Origin of the sequence: Komagataeibacter rhaeticus (assembly GCF_011611525.1) — a bacterium.
In the GTDB taxonomy this organism is placed as follows: domain Bacteria; phylum Pseudomonadota; class Alphaproteobacteria; order Acetobacterales; family Acetobacteraceae; genus Komagataeibacter; species Komagataeibacter rhaeticus.
The window spans coordinates 2,541,466-2,556,943 of sequence record NZ_CP050139.1 but is presented as its reverse complement, the minus strand read 5'-3'; the positions used below and the strand labels follow the sequence as shown (position 1 = coordinate 2,556,943).

Annotated in this window: 12 protein-coding genes; 8 read left to right on the top strand and 4 right to left on the bottom strand. The window is 61.1% G+C overall.

The genetic code is table 11. The features are described from left to right. The first annotated feature begins 169 nt into the window (after positions 1-169). A complete protein-coding gene (locus tag GWK63_RS11665; RefSeq protein ID WP_007399506.1) occupies positions 170-736 on the top strand; it encodes a phosphatase PAP2 family protein in 567 nt (188 codons plus the stop codon). Positions 737-1,107: 371 nt separating this feature from the next. Here GWK63_RS11665 and GWK63_RS11660 read toward each other — a convergent pair whose 3' ends face one another. Then, positions 1,108-2,499 (bottom strand): NAD-dependent succinate-semialdehyde dehydrogenase, encoded by a 1,392-nt coding sequence (locus GWK63_RS11660; protein WP_034933350.1) that lies wholly within the window; start codon positions 2,497-2,499, stop codon positions 1,108-1,110. A 264-nt stretch (positions 2,500-2,763) separates the two neighbouring features. Further along, entirely contained in the window at positions 2,764-3,219 is a 456-nt protein-coding gene (locus GWK63_RS11655) for an Rrf2 family transcriptional regulator (protein WP_007399508.1), read from the bottom strand. 263 nt (positions 3,220-3,482) lie between these two features. On the opposite strand from GWK63_RS11655, the gene GWK63_RS11650 reads away from it, so the two are divergent. Then, a complete protein-coding gene (locus GWK63_RS11650) occupies positions 3,483-3,707 on the top strand; it encodes a (2Fe-2S)-binding protein (protein WP_172459724.1) in 225 nt (74 codons plus the stop codon). A gap of 371 nt (positions 3,708-4,078) precedes the next feature. On the opposite strand, the gene GWK63_RS11645 is transcribed toward GWK63_RS11650, so the two are convergent. Together GWK63_RS11645 and GWK63_RS11640 are read right to left on the bottom strand one after the other, a co-directional pair. Next, positions 4,079-5,590, bottom strand: coding sequence for a sodium:solute symporter family protein (locus GWK63_RS11645; protein WP_039999516.1), 1,512 nt, complete (start codon positions 5,588-5,590; stop codon positions 4,079-4,081). Next, positions 5,587-5,763 carry a DUF3311 domain-containing protein gene (locus GWK63_RS11640; protein WP_034933345.1) on the bottom strand — a complete coding sequence of 59 codons (177 nt, stop codon included), beginning with the start codon at positions 5,761-5,763 and terminating at the stop codon, positions 5,587-5,589. Before GWK63_RS11640 ends, GWK63_RS11645 begins: the two co-directional genes overlap by 4 nt. A 551-nt stretch (positions 5,764-6,314) precedes the next feature. On the opposite strand from GWK63_RS11640, the gene ppdK reads away from it, so the two are divergent. The 6 genes from ppdK (at position 6,315) to GWK63_RS11615 (ending at position 15,469) form a co-directional block, all read left to right on the top strand. Continuing rightward, positions 6,315-8,990, top strand: a complete 2,676-nt coding sequence (gene ppdK / locus GWK63_RS11635; protein ID WP_007399515.1) for a pyruvate, phosphate dikinase — start codon at positions 6,315-6,317, stop codon at positions 8,988-8,990. A 78-nt stretch (positions 8,991-9,068) separates the two neighbouring features. Continuing rightward, complete coding sequence (locus tag GWK63_RS11630; RefSeq protein WP_034933340.1) at positions 9,069-9,935, top strand: pyruvate, water dikinase regulatory protein; 867 nt, start codon at positions 9,069-9,071, stop codon at positions 9,933-9,935. Positions 9,936-10,233: 298 nt separating this feature from the next. Further along, entirely contained in the window at positions 10,234-11,574 is a 1,341-nt protein-coding gene (locus GWK63_RS11625; RefSeq protein ID WP_007399521.1) for a B12-binding domain-containing radical SAM protein, read from the top strand. A 50-nt stretch (positions 11,575-11,624) separates the two neighbouring features. Further along, positions 11,625-13,292 carry an alpha-keto acid decarboxylase family protein gene (locus tag GWK63_RS11620; protein WP_039999520.1) on the top strand — a complete coding sequence of 556 codons (1,668 nt, stop codon included), beginning with the start codon at positions 11,625-11,627 and terminating at the stop codon, positions 13,290-13,292. A gap of 485 nt (positions 13,293-13,777) precedes the next feature. Then, positions 13,778-13,909: a hypothetical protein gene (locus tag GWK63_RS17420; protein WP_007399525.1), complete on the top strand. Its 132-nt coding sequence runs from the start codon at positions 13,778-13,780 to the stop codon at positions 13,907-13,909. A 333-nt stretch (positions 13,910-14,242) separates the two neighbouring features. Then, positions 14,243-15,469, top strand: a complete 1,227-nt coding sequence (locus tag GWK63_RS11615) for an MFS transporter (RefSeq protein WP_007399527.1) — start codon at positions 14,243-14,245, stop codon at positions 15,467-15,469. Positions 15,470-15,478 lie beyond the last annotated feature (9 nt).

The following is a 15,478-nucleotide window of genomic DNA, read 5'->3' as shown; positions in this document are numbered from 1 at the left end:
CCTGCCGGTGCCCGTAACGGGCACCGGCGGAGCCGGGCCGGACGTGCTGCGTAAACCGTGCCAGCGTGCCGGATGAAGGATATGCATGGGGGCGGAGCGTTGTCCTGTCCCGCTTCGGCATGGATGATCCGGGCCTGGCGGGCTGGACAGGCAGGGTGGTCCTTTCATCATGATGCGTTTCATCACCGATTTTGCAGATCAGGGTGTTATCCTGCCGGTGATGGCGACGGGTTTCCTTGTCATGGCCCTGCGCGGCTGGTGGCGGGGGGCGGTGGTATGGACGGGCATGGCCTGCCTTGTGCTGGCTGGCATGCTGCTTCTCAAGATTGCGGGCCTGTACTATGCGTGGCTTGCCCATGTGCCCATCATCAGCCCCAGCGGCCATGTTGCATCGGCATGCGTGGTGTATGGCGGCCTGCTGCTTGTGCTGGGGCAAAAATGGTTTGCCCGTTTTCCCGCGCTCATGCCGGTGCCCGTGCTGGGGCTGGCGCTGGTCATTGGCCTGACACGCCTGTCCCTGCACGCCCATACGCTGTTTGAAGTCGTGACGGGAGGGATCGTGGGCTGTACGGGCGGAATCCTGACCGGACGTCAATGTGGGGCGGTGCCACGCCTGTTATGGGTGTATCTGCTGCCCTGCGTGGGATGTATCGCCTGGCTGTTCCACGGACACCATCTGGCGATCGAGGGTACGATACGGAGCCTTTTTGGCCCCGAAGCCCTTTTGCATGACTGATTTACCCGGAGACTGTCTGAAAACAGTACATTGACAGGTAGTAAAAGCTTTTTGGTGTCGTCTTTTTTAAACCGCCTGACCAAAGCCTCTCCTGTAATGGCAGGATGTTTCCTGGGCGGTTTTTTCAAACAGTCTCCAAGGGAACGGGGCGTGTGTCCCGGTGCGGCAGGCGCATGCCGGCCTGTGCCGTGCTGATATGATGCACCAATGCATCCAGCAAGGCCCGGCAGGACATAAGGGGCTGGTCGTGTCGGGCTGGCGGCCTGATTTCCGGCCATCTGGTCCGGCAATCAGAAAAGGGCCATCAACCGGAACACGTCCGGCCAATGGCCCGTCTTTGTTTACCTGACGTGGTCAGGTGATCCGGTCAGTTAGAACGGCGCGTCGATATCAACCACGTCGATCAGCTTGTGATTGACGAATTCCTTGATGCCCAGACCGATCAGTTCACGGCCATAGCCCGAACGGGCCACGCCGCCAAACGGCAGGTCGGCCTTAACCATGGTCGGGTGGTTGACATACACCATGCCGGTGTAGATCTGCTCCGCAACCTTGACGCCGCGCTTCGTATCCCTGGTGAACACCGCGCCACCCAGGCCATAGGGGGAATCATTGGCGATGCGGATGGCATCGGCATCATCCTTGGCGCGGTAAAGCTGGGTTACGGGACCAAAGAATTCCCACAGGCGGGCAGCATTGTCCTTGTGCAGGTTGGTCATGAGCATGGGGCGGAAGAAGGCGCCCTTTTCCGGCACGGGGCCACCGATGACTTCAACATGGGCGCCATGCTTCTTCGCTTCCTCGACCTGGGCCAGCAGGTCGTCCGCCGCCTTCTGAGAGGAAAGGGGTGCAAGCTGGGTTGCCGGGTCCATCGGGTCGCCTGCCTTCAGCGCGGCAACGCCCTTCTTGTACATCTCGACGAATTTGTCGTAGATGGCGTCCGCCACGATGATGCGCTTGGCCGAGACGCACACCTGGCCCGCGTTCCAGTGGCGACCGAACACGGCCCATTTCACGGTCTTTTCCAGATCCGCGTCATCCAGCACGATGAAGGCGTCCGAACCACCAAGCTCCATCGTGGATTTCTTGAGCGCCTTGGCCGCGATGCCCGCGATGATGGTGCCCGCCCCTTCGGAGCCGGTCAGGGCAACACCGCACACGCGCGGGTCGCTCAGGATCACTTCGGTATGATGGCGCGCGGCATACAGGTTGCGGAAAGCACCCTTGGGCAGGCCCGCTTCCTGCATCAGCGTATCGAACGCCGCCGCGCACTGCGGCACGTTGGAAGCATGCTTGAGCAGCACCGTATTCCCGGCGGAAAGCTGCGGCGCGATGATGCGGGCAACCTGATAGTAGGGGAAGTTCCACGGTTCAACCGCGAAGACGATACCCTGCGGCTGGTGGATCAGGGTGGCGTCCCCTTCCGCCGCATTGGCCACCGGCAGCTTTTCAGGGGCCAGCAGTTCCTCGGCCTTGGCGGCATAGTATTCAAAGATTTCAGCCGAAAGGATGGTCTCCGCCTTGGCTTCGGCGTAGATCTTGCCCATTTCCAGCGTGATCAGCCTGGCATATTTGTCGATATCGCGGCGCAGGATCTGGGCTGCGGCCGTCATCACCTTCGCACGCTCGGCAAAGGAAGTCTGGCGCCATGCCTTGAAGGCATCATAGGCCTCGGTCAGGGCAGTCTGGATTTCCTGGTCCGTGGCATCGGGAAAAGTCTTCAGCTTTTCACCAGTGTAGGGGTTGGTCGTCGCGTAAGCCATAAGCGGTATATTCCTCAGAGTTTCGTCAACTATATATTCCACGGGCGCGCGTGCAAGAATCGTTTCAGCTCCCGCCTGCCTGCCCCTGTGCCGCACAGGCGGCCAGTCCAGGGAAGGCCAGGCGCATGGTCCCTTGCCAGAGCTGCATCTTTTGCCATCGCAGTGCTGCCCGCCATGGTGGAACCATGAAAGGGAATTTAGCCTGCGGGCCTATCTGGGCACGGATTTTTTTCTGACACAATGGTCAGGAATTCGTGGTTGCGTTCACATCCTGGTGGGGGCCTGCAGGCGCTGGCGTTCCCTGTCGGTTATGACATCGGCCAGGGTATAGCGGTCCAGCACCGCGATAAACGACCCCAACGCTTCCCCCAGTACGCCGCGCAGGCGGCAGGCATCGGCCAGGATGCAGGGTTTCATGTCGGGTCTTTCGGGGTCTGCCGGCTGCATGCAGTTGACCAGCGCCATGTCCTCTTCCGTGTAGCGCACCACATCCCCGATCAGGATGGAGGCGGCGGGTCGACCCAGCCGCAGGCCGCCATTGCGGCCGCGGATGGTCTCGATAAAGCCACCCTGGCCCAGCCGGTGGATGATCTTGACCAGATGGTTTTCCGAAATGCCATACGCCTGCGCAACCTCGCGGATGGAGGTGAGGCGGTCGGTATGGATGCCCAGATAGAGCAGCGTTCGCAGGGCATAATCGGTATGAAGGGTCAGGCGCATGAAAAAAAGATATATGACGCCCGCATCTTGTTTCCAGTGGGCGTGAACAATATTCCCGCCCGGCATCGGGGCGAAGGGTACGGACGGCCGGATCTGAAAAATTATTATCGCACATAAGTGTTATGGGAGCGGGGGCTTGTAAAGGGAGGACCGGATCGGTGGCGTGATGGGCGGGAAAGGCAAACAGGAATGAGTATTAATTGTATTGCGATTTGTTCTCATTCGTGATTATGCTGGGCATACATCATGGATGGGATGGATGGATGTTTGTCTGCTCCTGCAATATGTTGACGGATACGGATGTGGAAGCAGCCGTTAAAAACGGCGCTGTAAGACCCAGGGAAGTCTATGAATCCAAGGGGTGCCGTGCCCAGTGCGGCAACTGCGTGCCCGGTGTCGTGTGCCTGCTGCGGCAGATGCTCCGGCAGGGCCGCATGGCCGTGCCGGAAGCCATGCATGCAGGGACCGGGATGAATGCGGTGGTCTGACGCGCGACCCTGTCCTGCCGGCTTCATGCGGGGGGAGCCTGAAACGGCAACAGGCCCCGGCGGGGCCTGGACAATACGGCGTTCGTGCGTGCGAAACATGTTCGGGGCAGCAGTCTGGCGTGGCCGGAAGCTGCCCTGCTTTCATGTCGCCCGTGATACCTGATGGCAGGAGGAAGCCGGCGCCATGCGCTGGCATGGAATGGGAAGACACGCGTCCGGCGAAGCGTTTTCCCGCAGGTCCGGGGCGTTATCCCGAAAATGCCCGCCTTTGTCAGCGGACTGGTTTTAAACTCGCCATGCGGCGGTAACGCCCGGACGGGACCCGCCCGCACGCAGCCGGGGCCGCATGCGGGTCGGGCCGTCCGTCCTTGCTATCGCCGCACGCCAGAGCCGACCCGCAGGGTAGACGGCGATGCGCCAAGTACCAGCCGGATGACCGATCCCAGCGCCAGGGTCACTACGATATTGACCGCCAGCCCCAGCAGCCCGGTGGAAACCGAGGCCGAAAACCCCGCGAAGGCAATGGGATGCACGGGTTTGAGTCCATCCATCCAGCACAGTCCCAGCCCGGTGAAGGAGCCGATGACCCAGCCCGCGATCAGTGCGGGCGCGGGCAGGCGCAGCGGGAGCAGGCCCATGATCAGCGCGGGAAAGGTCTGCAGGATGATGACGCCACCCAGCAACTGCAGGTCGATTGCGAATTTGGCATTCAGGAACACCACGCAGACCAGCGCGCCAATCTTGACCCCGAATCCGGCAAGCCTTGAGCCGGTCACCGATTCGCCATGACGGGGCAGGATGTTGTGCATGATCAGGTTGGCCGCGCCGATGGCCATGACCGATGCGGGCACCAGCGCGCCGACCGCGATGGCCGCAAAGCAGAACCCGGCAAACCACGAGGGGAAAATGGCCAGGAAAAGCTGTGGTACCACCTGCGATGACGACGTGGTGACAATACCGGCCGCATGCGCCATCAGCCCCAGCAGGGCGATCAGCCCCAGCACGATGGTGTAGACCGGCAGGAATACAGCATTCTGCCGGATCGTATCGGCGGATTTGGCGGCAAGGATGCCTGTCAGGGTATGCGGGTACAGGAATGCGGCAAAGGCGGATGACAGGGCCAGCGTGGCATAGGGTACCGTCTGCCCCTGTGGCACGATCCGCCCGTCCGGCACGGGGGGCAGGTGCTGGGCCGCCGCATGGAACATGGCACCGTACCCACCCAGATGGATCGGCACGATGATCACCGCCGCCAGCACGGCGATATAGATCATCACATCCTTTATGAAGGCCGTCAGCGCCGGGGCATGCAGCCCGCCCAGCCAGGTGTAGGCGGCAAGGGAGACGAAGGCGATCAGCAGCGGCAGCATGCCGGTGAAGCCCAGGGCCTCGATCACGGTGCGGATGCCGATCAGCTGCAGCGCGATATAGGGCAGCACGGCAATCAGTCCGCTCAGCGCCACGGCCAGCTCCAGCGTCCGGCTGCCAAAGCGCGCACGCACGATGTCGGCCGCCGTGGCATGGCCGCCATCACGCGCGATGGTCCACAGCCGGGGCATGACCGCGAAAATGAACGGATAGACGATAATGGTATAGGGCAGGGCAAAGAAGCCGAAGCCCCCCGTTGAATAGACAAGGGCGGGTACGGCAATGACGGTATAGGCGGTATAGAAATCGCCCCCCACCAGGAACCATGTGACCCAGGCGCCGAATTCGCGGCCACCCAGCCCCCATTCCTCGTCCGCGGTGTGCCGGGTAGCGGTCTTGCGCCGGTTCAGGAACGGACGCCACAGCCGGACGGTGCTGCCCAGCACGATGGTGGCGACAAAGCACAGTACGAATACGCCAATGGCGGCGTTATCGGGAAGGGTAGATGCGTTCATGACTGACGGTCCGACTTCCAGGCCATCCATATGAGGACTGAGGTGACGGGCACCCAGGCCAACTGGTACCAGTAGAAAAATGGAAAGCCGAGCAGGGTGGGGTCATGCCGGTTATACAGTGGCACCCACAGAAGCCCTGCAAAGGGCAGCAGGAGGAACAGCGCTTTTTTCATGATGACCGTGACTTCTTGTTTTTTTGTGGCCGGAAAGGATTTTTTATTAAAGAATGACGGGGTGTCAACATAATTAAATGACAAAGGAAGTATTTTTTGGGAATGTTTTTGTAATTACAATTTCATTATTGTGCGGCGCGCAACAAATTTGCTGCGATGCACAAGAAAACATTAGATAAATGCGAGTTCTACCGGATGGATATTTAATTCATATTTTAAATAACTAAAATATAAAAATAGAATATAATATGGTTTCCCATGCCGCCAGAAGTGAGAGTATGGCTGCATATTAAACAATAACACATTGTTATATAATATTTTTTAAATGATATTTTTCGTTACGGAGCACTATCTGTCCGGATGGCGTGGCGCAGGGTGGCCCCTCCTTCGCCATCAAAATAGTGATTGCCCGCAGGGGGTCCGGGCGGTTATTTTTCTGTCCCGGACCTGCCAACAACAAACAATACTAATAGCGCGGTCGCCTGTTTTCTGCCCTGTTCCCGGACCAGGCGCGATTTCTGACAGACGCACGCGCGTAGGAACGAACAGACATGACCAAATGGGTTTACAGCTTCGGAGATGGCCTGAATGAAGGGCGCGCGGATATGCGCAACCTTCTTGGGGGCAAGGGCGCCAATCTGGCGGAAATGGCGGCGAACGGCCTGCCGGTGCCGCCGGGCTTTACCATTACGACGGAAGTCTGTTCGGCTTTCTATGAAAACGGCCGGAAATATCCCGATGAACTGAAGGCGCAGGTCGATGCCGCCCTTCAGCGTGTCGAGCAGTCCATGGGCCTGCGCTTTGGTGACCCCGAAGCCCCGCTGCTGGTCTCGGTGCGTTCGGGTGCGCGGGTGTCCATGCCGGGCATGATGGATACCGTGCTCAACCTGGGCCTGAATGACCAGACGGTGGAAGGGCTTGCCCGTTCCTCGGGCGATGCGCGCTTCGCGTGGGACAGCTACCGCCGGTTCATCCAGATGTACGGCTCGGTCGTGATGGGCGTGCCCCATCACCATTTCGAGGACGTGCTGGAGCAGTTCAAGCGCGCCAACAATGTGGAGGACGACACCGCCATCACCGCCGGGCAGTGGCGCGCGATCGTGGTGGACTACACCCACATCATCACAACCCATACCGGCACCGATTTCCCCACCAATCCGCAGGACCAGCTGTGGGGCGCCATCGGCGCCGTGTTCGGTTCGTGGATGAACCCGCGCGCCAACACCTATCGCAAGCTGCACGAGATCCCGGCTTCGTGGGGGACGGCGGTCAACGTGCAGTCCATGGTGTTCGGCAACATGGGCGATGACTGCGCGACCGGCGTGTGCTTCACCCGCGATCCCTCGACGGGCGAGAACATCTTCTACGGTGAATACCTGATCAACGCGCAGGGCGAGGACGTGGTGGCGGGCATCCGCACGCCGCAGCCCATGGCCTGCGCCCGCGCCGAGGCCGGCCAGCACCCGATGGAAACCACCCTGCCGCAGGCTTACGCCGAACTGCTGCGCGTGCGCTCCATACTGGAAACCCATTACAAGGACATGCAGGACATCGAATTCACGGTCCAGCGCAACGTCCTGTACATTCTCCAGACCCGCAACGGCAAGCGCACGGCCGCCGCCGCGCTGAAGATCGCCATCGACATGGCGCGTGAAGGGCTGATCACGCAGGAAGAGGCCATCCAGCGCGTGCCTGCGGCCTCCCTTGACCAGCTTCTGCACCCCACACTGGACCCCAGGGCCGAGCGTGTGCAGCTGACCCGTGGTCTTCCGGCCTCGCCCGGTGCGGCCGCCGGTGCCGTCGTGTTCACGGCGGAGGAATGCGAGGCCCGCGCGGCGAAAGGGGAGGATGTGATCCTTGTGCGGATCGAGACCTCGCCCGAGGACGTGCATGGCATGCACGCCGCCCGGGGCGTGCTGACCACCCGTGGCGGCATGACGTCGCACGCCGCCGTGGTGGCGCGTGGCATGGGCCGCGTATGCGTGGCCGGTGCCGGCGGCATCCATGTCGATTACGCGGCAGGCAGCCTGAGTGTCGGCTCCCATACCGTGAAGGAAGGCGAGTGGATCACGCTCGATGGCGGGACGGGCGCGGTCTATCTGGGGCGCGTGCCGACCATCGAACCCGTGCTGTCGGATGATTTCAACACGCTCATGGGATGGGCGGACGGCGTGCGCCGCCTGGGCGTGCGGGCCAATGCCGAAACGCCGGATGACGCGCGCACCGCGCGCCGCTTCGGCGCGGAGGGGATTGGCCTGGCGCGGACCGAGCACATGTTCTTCGGCCCTGACCGCATCGGCTTTGTCCGCCAGATGATCATTGCCGATGAGGAGAGCGTGCGCCAGAAGGCCATCGCCGCCCTGCTGCCGTTCCAGCGCGAGGATTTTGCCAGCCTGTTCCGCATCATGGCCGGGCTGCCGGTCACGGTGCGCCTGCTGGACCCGCCGCTGCACGAGTTCCTGCCGCATGAGGCGGCCGAGATGGCCGAGGTGGCACAGGCGCTGGGCAGGAGCGTGGAGGACGTGCGCGCGCGTTGCGCCGCTCTGGCGGAAACCAACCCGATGCTGGGCCACCGTGGCTGCCGCCTTGGCCTGACCAGTCCGGAAATCTATGCCATGCAGGTCCGTGCGCTGATCCAGGCGGCGGTACTGGTGGAAAAGGAACTGGGCAGGCCCATCCACCCCGAGATCATGATCCCGCTGGTGGCGACAAAGGCCGAACTGGCCACCACCCGCCGTGCGGCCGAGGACGAGATCGCGCGTGTGCTGAAGGAGGAGGGAACGAATCTCAGCTACTCCATCGGCACCATGATCGAACTGCCCCGTGCCGCCATCCAGGCGGACCAGATCGCGGAATATGCCGATTTCTTCTCGTTCGGCACCAACGACCTGACCCAGACCACCTTCGGCCTGTCGCGTGATGATGCGGGGTCCTTCCTGCCCTATTACGTTGACCAGGGGCTGCTGCCGCGTGATCCGTTCGTGTCGATCGACCGCGATGGCGTGGGGGCGCTTGTCCGCCTTGGGGTGGAACGGGGCCGGCAGACCAGCGCGGACCTGAAGCTGGGCATCTGTGGCGAACATGGTGGCGACCCGGATTCCATCGCATTCTTTGATGAAGTCGGGCTGGACTATGTCTCGTGCTCGCCCTTCCGCGTGCCGGTGGCACGTCTTGCCGCGGCACAGGCCGCGCTGGCCACGCGCCAGAAGGCCGCCAGCCCGGCCTGACCGCATGGCCCCGGCCATAACATAACGCCGTAGGAATGGTGCCCCGCCCACGGGTGGGGCACCATGTCAGGCAGTATCATGAACAATCAGCCCATTATCCTGCACCTTGTCTCCGAAGCGACGGGGCAGGCGCTGGAAGCTGTCATGCGCGCGTGCAGCGCGCAGTTTCAGGGTGCCGAATTCTCGCCCCGCAACTGGAACCTTGTCCGCACCCGCGTGCAGGTGGGGCGGGTACTGGCCGGGATAAGGGATGAACCGGGGCCGGTCCTGTCATCCCTGACCTCGCCCGATCTCCAGACCATGCTGCGCGTGGGGTGCGCGCGTCTTGGTGTGCAGGTCAAGAACATCCTGGATGGCACCATCCATTTTCTTGAACAGCAGACCGGCACCGTGGCCGAGCGCCACCCCGGCGGCCAGTATGTGATGGATGACAGCTACCGCCGCCGTATCGACGCGATGCAGTACGTCATTGCGCATGATGACGGGCAGAAGGCCACCGATCTTTCCCGGGCCGATGTCATCCTGGTTGGCGTGTCGCGCACGTCCAAGACCCCCACCTGCTTCTATCTTGCCAACCGCGGCATCAAGGCCGCCAATATTCCGCTCGTGCCCCACGCGCCCCTGCCGCCGGGACTGGTGGAGTTTCCCGGCCTGGTGGTGGGGCTTACGATCGACCCCTATACCCTGCTTGAAATACGGCGCTCACGGGTGGGCATGATGCTGCCGGGGCGTTCCATGGCCACGCCCGGCATGTCGGAAACATCGGTCAAACCCTATATCGATCCCCAGAACGTGCAGGAGGAACTGCAATGGGCCCGCCGGCTATGCGTGCGCTACAAATGGCCCGTCATCAACGTCACCCATCGCTCGGTGGAGGAGACGGCCGCCGCCATCATCGACATGCTGGAGCATGACGGTGTGGGGGGACGACCCGCTGGCTGCTGATCGGGCAGGGATCAAGTCATGCAGCGGGTTGAATGCAGATATGTTTGATATGTACCATAAACGTCTAAAAATTTCCAGTAACTCAAATTTATTCAAATAATAAAAAAGTAAAAAAAGTAATAATAAAATAAATAATCATAAAATTTTTCGATATATGCAATATGCATATTCTATACGTTCATGCGGGAATGGGTGATGATTATTTCGCGTGGTGGACATGCGGGACGAAAATCGTACGATATGGCGCAGAGTTACTTGTTCAGGATATTTCCTGCATCTGAGTCCATAGAGCCGAAGCATGTCCAAGACAAATCCCAGACTTCTGATCATCCAGCCCTCCCATTACCGCTCCAGGACCGACCGGACCCTGTTCAAGACCAGGCGACGACAGATGGTGCCGCTGGCCCTGCCCTATCTGGCCGCCCTGACCCCGCCGGAATGGACCGTGACCCTGCTGGATGAACAGCTGGAGGATATCGACTTCAATGTGCCGGTCGATGTGGTGGCGCTGACCGCATGGACACTGCATTCCACGCGCGCTTACGATATTGCCGCAGCCTTCCGCCGCAGGGGTGTAAAGGTGATCATGGGCGGACCCCATGTCTTCTTCTACGCTGATGAGGCCGCGGAACATTGCGATGCCGTAGGCGTGGGGGAGGCCGAGCCCATATGGCGGACCATGCTGGAAGACGCGGCGGCGGACCGGCTGGAAAAAATCTATCGCGCGGCCCCGCTCAAGGAACTCGACGACCTGCCGCCACCCCGTTATGACCTGCTGGACCTGAAGAAATTCGGGCCTTTCCGCACGTTTGCGGTGCAGTCCTCGCGTGGGTGCCCGTTCGTGTGTGATTTCTGTTCGGAGCGTTTCTATCTTGGCGGCCGGTATCGCTGGCGCCCGGTGGACCAGATGGTGGGCGAACTGGAAAGGATAAAGAACCGGGGCAGTCATTTCTTCTTTGGGGAAAGTAATTTCGGCGGCAAGAAAAGCCGTGCGATGGAACTGATGGAAGGGCTGGTGCCGCTGAAGATCCGCTGGTCCACCCTGTGGTCGTCCAACCTGTGCCTTGATACCGGTTTCCTTGATCTTGCCCGGCAAAGCGGGGTGATGCACGTCAATATCGGTATTGAAAGTATCGATGAGGAAATGCTGCAGGGCATGAAGAAAGGGTGGAACAAGGCCAGCCGTTACGGCGAGATGTTCGATAACCTGCGCAGGCGTGACATCAGCTATTCGCTCAATTTCATCTTCGGGTATGATGAGGAACATCCCGATGTGTATGAGGCGACCCTTTCTTTTCTGGAAGCGCACAAGGTTCCCGCTGCCTATTTCAATATCCTGACCCCCACCAGGGGCACCGCCCTGTTCGAGCGGATGAAGAAGGCGAACCGGATCATCGACCCCGATGAGATCGACCGCTGGCCGGGACAGGTCTGCCATATCTGGCCCAAAAACTGCACGCCCCAGCAGATGGAGCAGCGCATTCAGGGCATGTACCGCAAATTCTACAGCATGCGCTCCATGCTGCACCGGCTGCCCTTTCCCCGCACCCGTTCGGACATGTCATCATGGATACTGAACATGACGGAACGGCGCATGGCCTTTTCATCCACGGGAAACAATGATTTTGATATCTACTGACAGCTGCCCGTCCAATCCCGGCCGGGCAGCAGCAGGCAGGGGAATGGCATATGCGCGGATCAATCGGGAGTATGGTGCTGGAGCGGCTCCGGCACAGCGGTGTCTCGCGCATTTATGGCGTGCCGGGTGACTATAACCTGGAATTCCTTGAACTGATCGAACGCACGCCCGGCATTGAATTCATCGGGACCTGCAATGAACTCAATGCCGCCTATGCGGCCGATGGCGATGCCCGGCTGACCGGCATCGGGGCGGTACTGGTGACGTATGGGGTGGGGGACCTGTCGGCGCTTTCGGCCGTGGCGGGTGCGTGTGCCGAAGGGGTGCCGCTGGTCGTGATTTCCGGCATGCCGCCCTGGCATGCCATCCAGTCGCGTGCCCTGGTGCATCATACGCTGGCTGACGGAAATTATGATAACGTCATGGCCTGCTACCGGCAGTTTGCCGCGGCCACGGCACGGCTGCATCCGGCCAGCGCCGTGACCGAGACCGATCGCGTGCTGCACGCCGCACGGACCTTCAGCCGCCCGGTCTATATCCAGTTTCCTTCCGACATCTGTTACGTTGACGTGGAGGTGGGCACGCCCCCGGCCATGGAACCCCAGTTCGACCCCGTACTGGTGGAGCGTGCGGCGGATCTGGTCGTGCGGCGGATCCGGCAGGCGCGCCAGCCCGTGGTGCTGGTTGATGCGCTGGTGCGGCAATACGGGCTGGTGGAGCGGGTGCAGCAGCTTTGTGCCCAGTACGGCCTTCCTTATGCGGCACTCTCCACCGCGCGCACCATCATGGCGGAAACGGGGCCTGGATGGCTGGGGGCCTATGGTGGCCGTGCTTCTGACCCGCATGTGGCCGATTATGTGCATGGGGCTGATTGTGTGATCGGGCTGGGCGTGCGGTTCGTGGATTCCACATCCGGCTATTTCTCGCAGGAAATCGGCGCGGGCGCGCTGGTGGATATCCAGGCGTTCAGCCTGACATGTGACGGGCTGGATTTTCAGGGCATAACCGCAGCCGCCCTGCTGGATGCGGTGTGGCGCAAACTGGCTTCGCTGCCACATACGCGCGCCGAACCGCCGCCGGCAGTGCAGGCGGCCGTCCCATCCGCCGCGCAGGCATGGGAACAGGCGGCATTCTGGTCCAGGGCGGAAGCGTTCCTGCGGCCGGGTGACGTGGTGGTGGCGGATAATGGTTCGTCCATGGTGGCCATGCTGCATGCGCGCCTGCCCGCCGGGTGCAGCCTGCTGGTGCAGCCGGTCTGGGCCGCCATTGGCTATTCCCTGCCCGCAAGCCTTGGCGCGTGCCTTGCCACCCCCCACCGCCGGCATGTGCTCTTTATTGGTGACGGATCATTCCAGATGACCGCGCAGGAACTTTCCACCCTGCTGCGCCACAGATGCAACATCACGATTTTCCTGATCAATAACGGTGGCTATACCATCGAGCGGATGATCCTGGGTCCGCAGGCGTCGTATAACGACATTGCCAACTGGGATTATGCCAGCCTGCCTGCGGCGTTCGGTTCCGGTGCGGCCCCCCTGTCGCTGCGGGCGGGCAGTATTGCGGAACTGGATGCGGCACTGGTACAGGCGGCCGCGCATCAGGGCGTGGCGTTTGTCGAGGTGGGTTTCACCCCCATGGATGCGCCCCCCGCGATGGCGGCAATGGGGCAGGCGGTGCGCCGCTACGATTATGGAATCGAAACCCCCGACCTGACCTGAAAGACGGCGCATAAAATGGCGGCAGGTCTTTTTTCATCCCCGATGGCGAAAGACCTGTTTTTAAGCTGGACGAATGCCGTCATGCAGGTTATTGAAAATACGACTGTTTTTTATGGTGTCGCAAAATATGCGGCGAACGGGTCCCGAAAGCGGGACAGAACCAGAGCATAAAAGCAGCAAGCGACATCACAAAAACGTGATCGTGTGTGGTTAAAATTTGTGCATTTGCATAAATTCCAGCCACCTTATTTTGCTCCCTTTCCTGACCTGAACCGGTTCTGCCGCTTTTGATGGCATTCCTTCCTGTCCTTTATGGAGCAGGAGCCTGATGGTCAGGTGTTCATGAGTATTTGTTGGTCACAAATATCATAATAAATATGTAATGACCCGGGTATGGTCAGGAAATACCATACGATTTTCATTGCCTGTATTTCGGTTCTGGTGTTCTTTCCCGTTCATCAACTCGACACCAGAGGAAAAAACAAATGTTCATCGCAAACATCAGCACCATGATTGCCCACTCCGTCAACGCCATGTCTTCCCTGACCATGGTTGCTTTCCTGCCCATGATCGCCGCCCTGATGGTTGCCACCATCGTGTCCGATCGCGCTGCCTGATTGCCGGGGTTTCTGTCCTGACACCCCTGCAGCCGGAATTCCCGCAATAAAGCGGGAATGGCCGGCGGGCAGACAGTTCTGGATACGGATGATGACAGGCGCTTCGGCGTCTTTTTTTATGCCTGCGGCCTGGCTTGCGCGGATATCCGGCGTACTGGCCGCCGCTTGCGGGGAATGGTCTGTCACCCCGTGATGGGTGATGACGGGTATAGCCATAGGCTGAAGATATGGACTTCATGTTCCATGCGGGCTTGTAGCCTGTCTGGCATGGGTGTATCGGCCATGAAACGGCGTGCGTAACTGCGCTTTTCCTCCCTTGTCCCGAGCCTGTGCATGACAGATACACCAACCAGTCCCGGCGTGGGGGCGGATGCTTCCGTTCGTGACGCCGTCAGTCCCGGCCTGATCTTCTTCATTCTGGCGCTGGGTGGTTTCGCCATCGGCACGGCCGAATTCGCGGCCATGAGCCTTGTGCCCATGATTTCGGCGGACATGCATGTCACCGTGCCGCAGGCCGGTCATGCGATCGAGGCCTATGCGGCAGGCGTATGTGTGGGCGCGCCCCTTATCGCCATGCTTGGCGCGAAGATGAGCCGCAAGCACCTGCTGATCGGCATGATGGTCCTGTATGTGCTGGGCAACGGGCTAACCGCGCTGGCGCCGGGTTATGGGTGGCTGCTGCTGTGCCGCTTCGTAAGCGGCCTGCCGCACGGGGCCTATTTCGGTACGGCGGGTATTGTCGCGTCCTCGCTTGTGCCGATCAACCGGCGCACGCAGGCGGTGGCGCGCGTGGTGCTGGGGCTGACCATCGCCACGATCGGTGGCGTGCCCATGGCCAACGGACTGGGCATGCTGATGGGCTGGCGCTGGGCCTTCGTGCTGATCGCGGGTCTGGCCCTGTGCACGATGCTGCTGATCATGCGCTTCGTGCCCCTGGACCCGCCGCGTCCACATGCCAGCGCCATGACGGAAGTGCGCGCCCTGCGCAACCGGCAGGTCTGGCTGACGCTGGGCATCGGTGTTGTGGGTTTTGGCGGCATTTTCTGTGTCTATACCTATCTGGCATCCATCCTGCAGGTGGTGACGCACGCACCGGCCTACATGACCCCTGTCATGCTGGCGGTGTTTGGCGTGGGCATGACGGTTGGCACCATGGCCTGCGCCTGGGCGGCGGACAGGAAGATGATGCCGACCATCGGCGGCACGCTTCTGGTCAATGCGGCGGCACTGGCGGGTTTTCCCGGTTCGGTGCATTCCGTGTGGGGCATGATGCCCATCGTGTTCATGATCGGGTGCGGGGGCGGGCTGGGCACCGTGATCCAGTCCCGCCTGCTCAGCGTGGCGGTGGATGCGCAGGCCCTTGCCGCCGCGATGAACCAGAGCGCGTTCAACATGGCCAATGCAATCGGCCCGGCGCTGGGCGGGCTTGCAATCAGTGCCGGGCTGGGCTGGCCCTCGGTGGGCTGGGTGGGGGCCTGCCTGGCCATGGGCGGGTTCGTGATCTGGCTGGTCACGCTGAGCGATATCCGCGCTGCCGCCCGCAGGCAGGCGGGCGGCTAGACCCAGGGG